Annotated in this window: 8 protein-coding genes, 1 tRNA gene and 2 pseudogenes; 5 read left to right on the forward strand and 6 right to left on the reverse strand. The window is 72.1% G+C overall.

The annotated features are described in order from the left end of the window. Both CCN33_RS07050 and CCN33_RS07055 read right to left on the reverse strand, forming a co-directional pair. A partial coding sequence (locus tag CCN33_RS07050; RefSeq protein ID WP_086692358.1) for a YfjP family GTPase occupies nucleotides 1-1742 on the reverse strand: 1742 nt, incomplete at its 3' end. Nucleotides 1743-1772: 30 nt separating this feature from the next. Then, nucleotides 1773-3383, reverse strand: coding sequence for a dynamin family protein (locus CCN33_RS07055; RefSeq protein ID WP_086692343.1), 1611 nt, complete (start codon nucleotides 3381-3383; stop codon nucleotides 1773-1775). A gap of 271 nt (nucleotides 3384-3654) precedes the next feature. Here CCN33_RS07055 and CCN33_RS07060 point away from each other — a divergent pair. Further along, nucleotides 3655-3727, forward strand: a tRNA-Arg gene (locus CCN33_RS07060). Between the two features lie 493 nt (nucleotides 3728-4220). Beyond that, a complete protein-coding gene (locus tag CCN33_RS07070; protein ID WP_086692347.1) occupies nucleotides 4221-5207 on the forward strand; it encodes a sigma-70 family RNA polymerase sigma factor in 987 nt (328 codons plus the stop codon). On the opposite strand, the gene CCN33_RS07075 is transcribed toward CCN33_RS07070, so the two are convergent. The 3 genes from CCN33_RS07075 to CCN33_RS07085 form a co-directional block, all read right to left on the reverse strand. Next, nucleotides 5208-5414 carry a DUF4287 domain-containing protein gene (locus tag CCN33_RS07075; protein ID WP_086692349.1) on the reverse strand — a complete coding sequence of 69 codons (207 nt, stop codon included), beginning with the start codon at nucleotides 5412-5414 and terminating at the stop codon, nucleotides 5208-5210. It lies immediately after the preceding gene. 56 nt (nucleotides 5415-5470) lie between these two features. Further along, nucleotides 5471-6091, reverse strand: coding sequence for a DUF998 domain-containing protein (locus tag CCN33_RS07080; protein ID WP_244173718.1), 621 nt, complete (start codon nucleotides 6089-6091; stop codon nucleotides 5471-5473). Between the two features lie 243 nt (nucleotides 6092-6334). Beyond that, nucleotides 6335-6559 (reverse strand): hypothetical protein, encoded by a 225-nt coding sequence (locus CCN33_RS07085; protein WP_086692351.1) that lies wholly within the window; start codon nucleotides 6557-6559, stop codon nucleotides 6335-6337. Between the two features lie 140 nt (nucleotides 6560-6699). Between CCN33_RS07085 and CCN33_RS07090 the strand changes: the two genes are divergently transcribed. Next, entirely contained in the window at nucleotides 6700-6984 is a 285-nt protein-coding gene (locus CCN33_RS07090; RefSeq protein WP_341866566.1) for a DoxX family protein, read from the forward strand. A gap of 414 nt (nucleotides 6985-7398) precedes the next feature. After that, a complete protein-coding gene (locus tag CCN33_RS07100; RefSeq protein ID WP_086692356.1) occupies nucleotides 7399-7692 on the forward strand; it encodes a chaplin in 294 nt (97 codons plus the stop codon). 53 nt (nucleotides 7693-7745) lie between these two features. Here the strand turns inward: CCN33_RS07100 and CCN33_RS07105 are convergent. Beyond that, nucleotides 7746-8018 (reverse strand): annotated as a pseudogene (locus CCN33_RS07105) (tyrosinase family protein); the annotation flags it as partial. Between the two features lie 10 nt (nucleotides 8019-8028). On the opposite strand from CCN33_RS07105, the pseudogene CCN33_RS07110 reads away from it, so the two are divergent. After that, nucleotides 8029-8150 (forward strand): annotated as a pseudogene (locus CCN33_RS07110) (tyrosinase family protein); the annotation flags it as partial.

Consider the following 8150-nt stretch of genomic DNA (forward strand, 5'->3'; position numbering starts at 1 on the left):
CGCCCGTACTGCTCCCGCACCTCCCGGTACCGCAGCAACTCCGCCGCCACCGGGTCCAGCACCCGAGCCCGGCCGCAGCTCGCCGCCGCCTCGCGCAGCCGGCGCTCCGCCTCCTGGCCGTACCGCCGCGCAGGCCCCCGCGCCGCCAGCCGGCACCCCCACTCCACCAGCGGCCCGCCCACGATCCCGCACAGCATCAGCAGCACCGGTACGCCCAGATTCGGCGAGAGCACCCCCGCGATCTGCCCGACCAGCCACGCCCCGCCCACGATCTGCAGCAGCGTCATCGCCGCCTGCACCAGCACCGCCACCGGCCACCAGCCCGGGCGGGGCGGGCGTCCCGGCGGCAGCCCGGCCTGGCCCGCCAGCTCGTCCAGCGACTCCGACAGCCCCTGTGACCCCTGTACGGCCGCCTCCCGCACCGCCTGCGCCCAGGGTGCGGGCAACTCGGCGGCAGCCCGCTCGGACACCGTACGGACCGCCTGCTCCACCCGCTGGCGTGCGGTCGCCTCGGCGTCGGCGTGCTGGCGCACCGGGAGGCTGCCGGTCTGCGGGCCGCCGCGGTCCTGGTACCAGCGCCACAGCCGCAGCCAGGGTGTGCCGCACGCGCGGTTGGCGCTGCGCAGCCAGGCACGTTCGGCGGCCTCCCCGGCGGCGGTGGCGCCGACCGCGTCCGCGAGCCGCCCGGAGAACTCCTCCCGCGCCTCCTCGCTGAGCCCGACGCCCTGCCCGGCGGCGTACACCGACCGCAGGTCGGCGGCGGCCGCGTCCACGTCGGCCGAGACCCGGCGGGCGGCCGCGCCCCGCTCGGCCACGAGCTTGCCGAGCGTCTCGCGCAGGTCACCGACGCCGTCCCCGGTGAGCGCGGAGAGGGCGAGGACGGTGGCGCCGGGCTCGTCGTACTCGCCGAGCGCGATGCCGTCCTCGTCCAGCAGCCGGCGCAGGTCGTCGAGGATCTGCTCGGTCGCCTCGGCGGGCAGCCGGTCGGTCTGGTTGAGGACGACGATCATCACCTCGGCGTGGCCCGCCATCGGCCGCAGATAGCGCTCGTGCAGCGCGGCGTCGGCGTACTTCTCCGGGTCGACCACCCAGATGACGGCGTCGACCAGCTTGAGGACCCGGTCGACATGCTCGCGGTGCTGTACGGCGGCGGAGTCGTGGTCGGGCAGGTCGATCAGGACCAGCCCGCGCAACTGCGCCTCGGCCTCGGCGCTCTGCAGGGGGCGGCGGCGCAGCCGGCCGGGGATGCCGAGCCGGTCGATGAGGGTCGCTGCACCGTCGCTCCAACTGCACGCGATGGGCGCGGCGGTCGTCGGACGGCGCACCCCGGTCTCCGAGATGGGCACCCCGGCGAGCGTGTTGAACAGCTGCGACTTGCCGCTGCCGGTCGCGCCGGCGATGGCGACGACGGTGTGCTGTCCGGACAGCTTGCGCCGCGCGGTGGCCTCGTCCAGCACGCGCGCGGCCTCGGCGAGGGTCTGGTTGTCGAGGCGGGCGCGGGACAGGCCGACGAGTTCGCGCAGCGCGTCGAGGCGGGAGCGCAGGGGGCCGTCGTAGGCCAGCGGCGCCGGGGGGCCGCTCGTCGCCCCGCGCGCGGGGGCCTCCCGGGGTGCGGTGCCCTCGGTGACGCGGCGGGCGATGAGGCCGTCGTCCCAGGAGACCTCGTCGTCGGGACGCTGATCGCCCTCCACGCGCGCGTGCGGCTCCTCGTCGGCGGGGGCCGTGGCGTCGACGTGATCCATCTGGTCCTTCTGGGCGGCGGCGGTCACCGGTCACCTCTCCTTCTGCAGTACGGACAGCGCGGCGATGAGTTCGGCCTGCGACTCCGCGTGGACGTCCAGGGCGTCGATGGGGGCGAGGCGGCGCTCGCGTTCGCCGTGCAGGACCCGGTCGACGTGCTCGGCGAGCAGGCGCCCGGCGCGGTCGCGCAGCCGCAGCGCGCCGTGCGCCCCGATGCGCTCGGCCAGCCCCTCGCCCGCCGTACGCGCCCGGCGGCCGCCGAGGACGACGGCGGCGGCGAGCGCGGCGACGGTCTCGGCGTCGGGGGCGTTGCCGCGCTCCAGCTCGCGCACCTCGTCCTCGGCGTGCTCCTCCAGCTCACGCCGCCAGCGCCGGACGGCGAGGCCGATGCGGTGCTCGGCGCTCTCCGCTGAGGAGTCGCGCTCGGTGAGTTCGGGGGCGCGGGCGGCGGGTTCGCGGCGCCAGGACTCGTCGACGCGCTCATCGGCGGCGGCGACGGCACACAGCAGCAGCGCGCCGAGGCTCTCGGTCAGGGCGTCCAGGAGTTCGCCTGCGGTGCAGTCCAGCGGGAAGGCGCGCCAGCGCTTGAGAGCGTCACCGGCGAGGACGGTGCCCGACTGGAGCCTGCCCCGTACGCGCGCGTGCTCGCTGTCGTAGGCGCCGTCCACGGCGGAGGTGAGGCGGAGGGCGGCCGCGTACTGGGCGGCGGCGGCGCTCGCCAGCTCCGGCATGCGGACGGCCAGCGAGTCGAGCAGGCCGTACGCCGTACGGGTGAGGGCGCTGCGGCGGGCGCCGGGGTCCTGGGCGTGGTGGTGCAGCCAGGTGCGCAGCGAGGCGACGGCGGAGGCGGGCAACAGGCCGCCGCCCCAGGCCGACTCGGGCAGCTCGGGCACGGTGAACCGGGGCACCTCGCCCAGGCCGGCCTTGGTGAGCAGGGCGGCGTACTGGCGGGAGACTTCGGCGACGACCTGGTGCGGGACGCGGTCCAGGACGGTGATCAGGGTGGCGCGGTACTCCTTGGCGGTGCGCAGCAGGTGCCAGGGGACGGCGTCGGCGTACCGGGCGGCCGTCGTGACCATGATCCAGATGTCGGCGGCGCAGATGAGCTGTGCGGCCAGTACGCGGTTGTCGGCGATCAGGGAGTCGACGTCCGGCGCGTCGAGCAGGGCGAGTCCGCGCGGGAGGGTTTCGGCGGTCTCGACGCGGAGCACGCGCGCGTGGTCGTCGACGGGCGTGTCGCTGTCCTTGGCCCCGTTCTCCTGGTGGGGCACCCAGCGGCGGGTGAGGTCGGGCAGTACGCGCATGCCGCTGAACCAGTGCTGGTCCTCCGGGTGGCAGACGAGTACGGGCGTACGGGTGGTCGGCCGGAGCACGCCCGCCTCCGTGACCCGCCGTCCCACCAGGGAGTTCACCAGGGTCGACTTCCCGGTACCGGTGGAACCGCCGACGACGGCCAGCAGGGGCGCCTCGGGCGAACGCAGCCGGGGGACGAGGTAGTCGTCCAGTTGGGCGAGCAGTTCGTCCCGGTTGGCGCGCACGCGGGGAGCTCCCGCCAGAGGAAGCGGATAGCGTGCGGCGGCGACACGGTCGCGCAGAGCAGCGAGTGCGTCGAGTAGCTGAGGGCGTACGTCCAAGGTCACCACATGCGAAGAATGCCCAATTTTAGGGGAATTCTGAAGCATATGGACATGCCTGCGCGCCGAAGGGACAGACCGGACGGAAGGGATGACTGGGACGCGGGCCCCCTCCCGGCATAACGAGTGCACAACACCCGGCGCGTCTGGGCGCAAAAGCGATGCATGATTCGTACCCGCCTGCGATTATCTTGACCGCTTCACCGAACCTCCACATCGAGCCACGGAGGCGCGGCGACGGGGTCAAGGAACGGGGAGCTTTATCCTTGACCCGCACCAGGCCCCCGTAGCTCAGTGGATAGAGCAGGCGCCTTCTAAGCGCTTGGCCGCAGGTTCGAGTCCTGCCGGGGGCGCGCGTCCAAGCCCTTCCTCCGGGAAGGGCTTTTTGCTGGTCGGGGGCGGTTCCGGTGGGCAGGACGAGGCTCCGGCCTCTTCCTCGACGATCATGGGGAGACTCCCGGGCCGTCCGGCTGTCACCGGCCTCTGGCGGGTGGCCGTGTCGAATACGTGTCGAAGTTTTCGGGGGCTCCGTCAGCCGACATCTAGCCGCTCGGGCAGATCCCCGGCAGCCTCCAGCCGCCGTTTGAGATCGGGAAGCTGTCCCTCGACGCACCGGGCGTAGGTGGCCAGAAGCACGGGACCGCTATTGCCTGCCCAATCGGCCACCTGCGCGAGCGGGATCCCGATGGCCCGGAACGGTGCGCGTCTCCCCCCTCGGCACGACCCTTGAGATCCCGCTCCTCGTGGATCTTGCCGGTGTCGGTCACCCGGTCCGGGCCCCGGCCCCGGCTCTACGATGAAGCACCAGCTCAGCGACCTGGGGCTTTCTCTTGGAAGGAATGCGGCATGGGGGATATCGGGGCGGCTGGCGCGGCGGTGGAGGGGCTTGAGGAGTACCGAGGGGAACTGACCCGGTACTGCTACCGGATGTCGGGGTCTTACGCCGAGGCTGAGGACGCCGTGCAGGAGACGCTGGTCCGTGCATGGCGGAGCATCGACCGCTTCGAGGGCCGGTCATCGCTGCGGTCGTGGGTGTACCGCATCGCAACCAACGTTTGCCTGGACGCCCTCGCCTCGGGCAAGCGGCGGGCGCTGCCGATGGATTTGTCCGGCCCGAGTGCGGGCAGCACGCAACCGGCGCCTCCGGAGGACGCCACTCTCTGGGTGGAGCCGTGCCCTGGCGGCGATCCGGAGGCGGCCGCGGCGACGGGCGAGTCGGTGCGGCTGGCGTTTGTCGCCGCGCTGCAGCACCTGCCTCCCCGCCAGCGGGCCACGCTGATCCTGCGTGATGTCCTGGGATTCTCGGCGCGCGAGGTCGCCGACCTGCACGGCTCCACCGTCGCCTCGGCCAACAGCGCCCTGCAGCGGGCCCGAGCCACGCTGGCGGACCGCCGGGGGAAGGATGGGCCGGCCGTCCGGCCGTCCGAGGACAGCGTTCATCGGGTGCTGGCCGAGCGGTACGCTTCGGCCTTCTCTCGCTATGACATGGAGGAGCTGAACATGCTCCTCCATGTCGATGCCACCCTGTGTCTGCCCCCGTACTCGAAGTGGATGCGCGGTGTTCCCGAGATCCAGGCGTGGCTCACCGGCCCCGCGATCGGCTGCCGCGGCTCGCGTCTGGTGCCGACCGCGGCGAACGGCTCCCCCGCCTTCGGCCAGTACCGTCCCCACCCGGATGGCACCGGCTACGTGCCGTGGGCCCTCCAGGTCGTGGAGTTCTCCGGCGACCGGATCAGCGCCATTACGGCCTTCCGGGACACCGAGCGCCTCTTTCCACTCTTCGGCCTGCCGGGCCTCCTGGGCGAGGATGCCCGATGCGGCGCTCGTGGCTGACTACTTGCCGGCGTCCTCGGCGAGGGTGTGGGCGACGAGGGCGTTGGCGTGGCCGTGGCCCAAGCCGTGCTCGGACTTGAGCCAGTTGACGAGCTCCATGTGCTTGGTGAGCGGACAGGTGCGGATGAGCGCCTTCCACTCGGTGATCGGGAGGCCGTACTTCTCCTCGATGGAGGGGAAGTAGCTGGCAGGCCCCTTCGTGGCCATGGAGTGTCCTCGTTTCTGTCGGGATGATCTCGATGGTGTCGGTAAACGTATTGCGGTCAGGCGTCGACCGGGGCGGTGGCCAGACGGGCCGTCACCGCGGTCAGCCACAGCAGGCCCAGGCCCGCGCCGGCGGTGAAGGCCAGGACGGAGGCGGCGGAGGCCACGAAGCCGGCCAGGACCGCGACCGGAACGAGGCGCGAGGTCACGGCCCACCTGCGGTGGCCTCGGGCGGCGAGCGAGCCGGCCAGGACGACGAAGGCGGCGCACAGAGCGAGGTAGCCGACCATTCCGGCGACCATGTGGACAGCACCGTGCGCGCTGACAACGGTCCCGTCGGGGGCTCCGACAGGGAACCCCGCGCCGGCGTCGGCCGGGAAGGCCGCCGCGGCCCAGAAGGAGGCACCGAAGACACTGACCAGGAGCGGTCCCCAGGTGCCGCCCGTACCCCCGCCCAGCACCTGGCGCAGGCCTACCGCACCCATGACCAGCAGGGCGCCGGTGAGCAGAAAGTTCACCGTCTGGATCCAGCCCGCCTGCCCGAGCGCGAGCTGGCTGAGCGCGTTTCGGCTGAAGTCGAAGCCGTCACGGGCGAGCCCCTGCACGACACCGACCGCGAGGAACACAGGACCCGCCGCCATGCCACCCGCCAGCCTTCGGCGTACCGCCGCGCCGGCCACGGGCGATACGGGAGCGACGTGCTTGGACGCGCTGAACGTGTAAGTCACGAGTAAGCCTTCCTCGCATGATGTTGTCGCTCATTCGACTGGCGGGAACCGGCAAAGTCATCGCTCCGAACAATGTGCGGTGGATCACGGGCCCCGGCCGCTCTCACGGAACCCGTCTCTGCGGCCACCTTGTGAGCCACCCGGACCGCTCGGGCGGCCGGCTACCACGCTCACGGGGCCAACTGCAGTGCTCAGTCACAGAAGATGAGCGACGACCAGGCCGAGCCGCCGGCGTTCCACGACGCGCTGGGCCTGGCGCCGGTGCCGACTGACGGCAACGAGCCGATCGGCGACTTCCTCATCCATGCGAGAGGCCGCCGGGCCGGCTTCCTTGCTGACACCCCCGACGAGAGCCACCACGGCCAGCACCCAGGCGCTGATCCAGAGAGCGAGGGCGACGTGTGCCACTTCCTTCCTCACCGGTCGGCGTTCCTTCCCGAAGGGAGACGGGGCAGCGCGCCGCTCTGTGACATGCGCCCGCTCACGGGGGCCGAACTGGCGCTGCCCGCCGGCCGAGCGCACTACCCCGGCGCCTTCGGCAGAAGGAGAAGCTGGCCGCCGTGCATGGGGGAGGATGGACCGAGGGGGTCGGCGCTTGGAGTGTCAAGGTGCTCGGCCTGCTCGAACTGCTCGTCGCCGTCGGGCTCGTACTGCCCGCCCTCCTCGACCGCGTCCCCGTCATGGTCCCGGTGACAGCCGCCTGCTGGGTGCTGTTGATGATCGGGGCGATGGCCACGCACGGGCGGCGCCGCGAGTTCGCGTTCGTGGCGCTGAACCTGGCCTACCTCGCGCTCGCCGCCTTCCTCGCCTGGGGCCGTTTCGGTCCGGAGTCCTTCACCGGCTGAGTGGCCACCTCTCCCACCTGCAACCATCTTTCATACGACGGTCCCGGAACCGGGCAGCGGCGAACACCGTGGCGAGTGTCGTCGCGGTGGCGGTGTGCGTGATCCTTCAGATACGGAGGGACCGTCCGCCGCCCGTCGTCCTCTTCGACGCGGTCATATCCGCCGCGCTCGCGGTGCTCTGGCGCGCCCGCCTCGAACCTTGGGACACGTACACCGGATACATCGCGACGGAACGGCAGTTCATCCTGCTCCGGGGCTCGGCGGAACCCGCCCCAGATTCACCCCCCGTAAAAGGGTGATCGCCCACCTTCTCCCCGTGACCCCCTCTCCCGCCGGCCGTTGTACGGGAAGTGCGGCGGTGATCTCTGCCGTTCCACTCCCCCGAGCGACATGAAGCGACATAAGGAGAACGTGATGTCTCGCATTGCGAAGGCAGCCGTCGTGGCTCTCGGCACCGGTGCCGTGATGGTCGGTGGCGCCGGTCTGGCGCTGGCCGACGCGAACGCCGGGGCCGCGGCCGTCGGCTCGCCCGGCGTGGGCTCCGGCAACGTGGTCCAGGTCCCCGTCAACATCCCGGTCAACCTGTGCGGCAACACCATCGACGTGGTCGGCCTGCTGAACCCGGCCTTCGGCAACACCTGCGCCAACGTCGGTGAGCCGGAGCCCGTGCAGGAAGCCCCCGAGGGCGGCTACGGCTACGGCAACTGAGCCCCGCCCCCTGCCCGAAGACATGCCCCAAAGACATGCCCCACTACATGCCCTCACGCGTACCTGTAGATCCCGCTCACATCCTCCAGCGAGTCCGGCGTGACGTTCCACGGCGGCATCTTGTCGAGCCGCGCCACGACCCGCCCGCGCTGCTTGTCACCGGGGCCCGGCTGGGTCGCCGGCAGGTAGCGGTGGTTCTTGTGCGCCTGCTGCCAGCGGTACCACTGGTAGTCGAGGAAGGCGTGGTGCAGCCAGAACACCGGGTCGTTGACCGACGCCCCGCCGAGCATCACGCCCCCGACCCACCGGTGCACCCGGTTGTGGTTGTGCCGCGCCTCCTGGCACAACCACAACCGGGTGCACCGGTGGGTCGGGGGCGTGATGCTCGGCGGGGCGTCGGTCAACGACCCGGTGTTCTGGCTGCACCACGCCTTCCTCGACTACCAGTGGTACCGCTG

Origin of the sequence: Streptomyces recifensis (genome assembly GCF_002154615.1) — a bacterium.
Taxonomy (GTDB): domain Bacteria; phylum Actinomycetota; class Actinomycetes; order Streptomycetales; family Streptomycetaceae; genus Streptomyces; species Streptomyces griseoluteus.

Bases quoted from the DNA above. Each gene is read 5' to 3' on its own strand.
- CCN33_RS07070 (WP_086692347.1), top strand. From the start codon at position 4,221: ATGGGGGATATCGGGGCGGCTGGCGCGGCGGTGGAGGGGCTTGAGGAG.
- CCN33_RS07075 (WP_086692349.1), bottom strand. From the start codon at position 5,414: ATGGCCACGAAGGGGCCTGCCAGCTACTTCCCCTCCATCGAGGAGAAG.
- CCN33_RS07100 (WP_086692356.1), top strand. From the start codon at position 7,399: ATGTCTCGCATTGCGAAGGCAGCCGTCGTGGCTCTCGGCACCGGTGCC.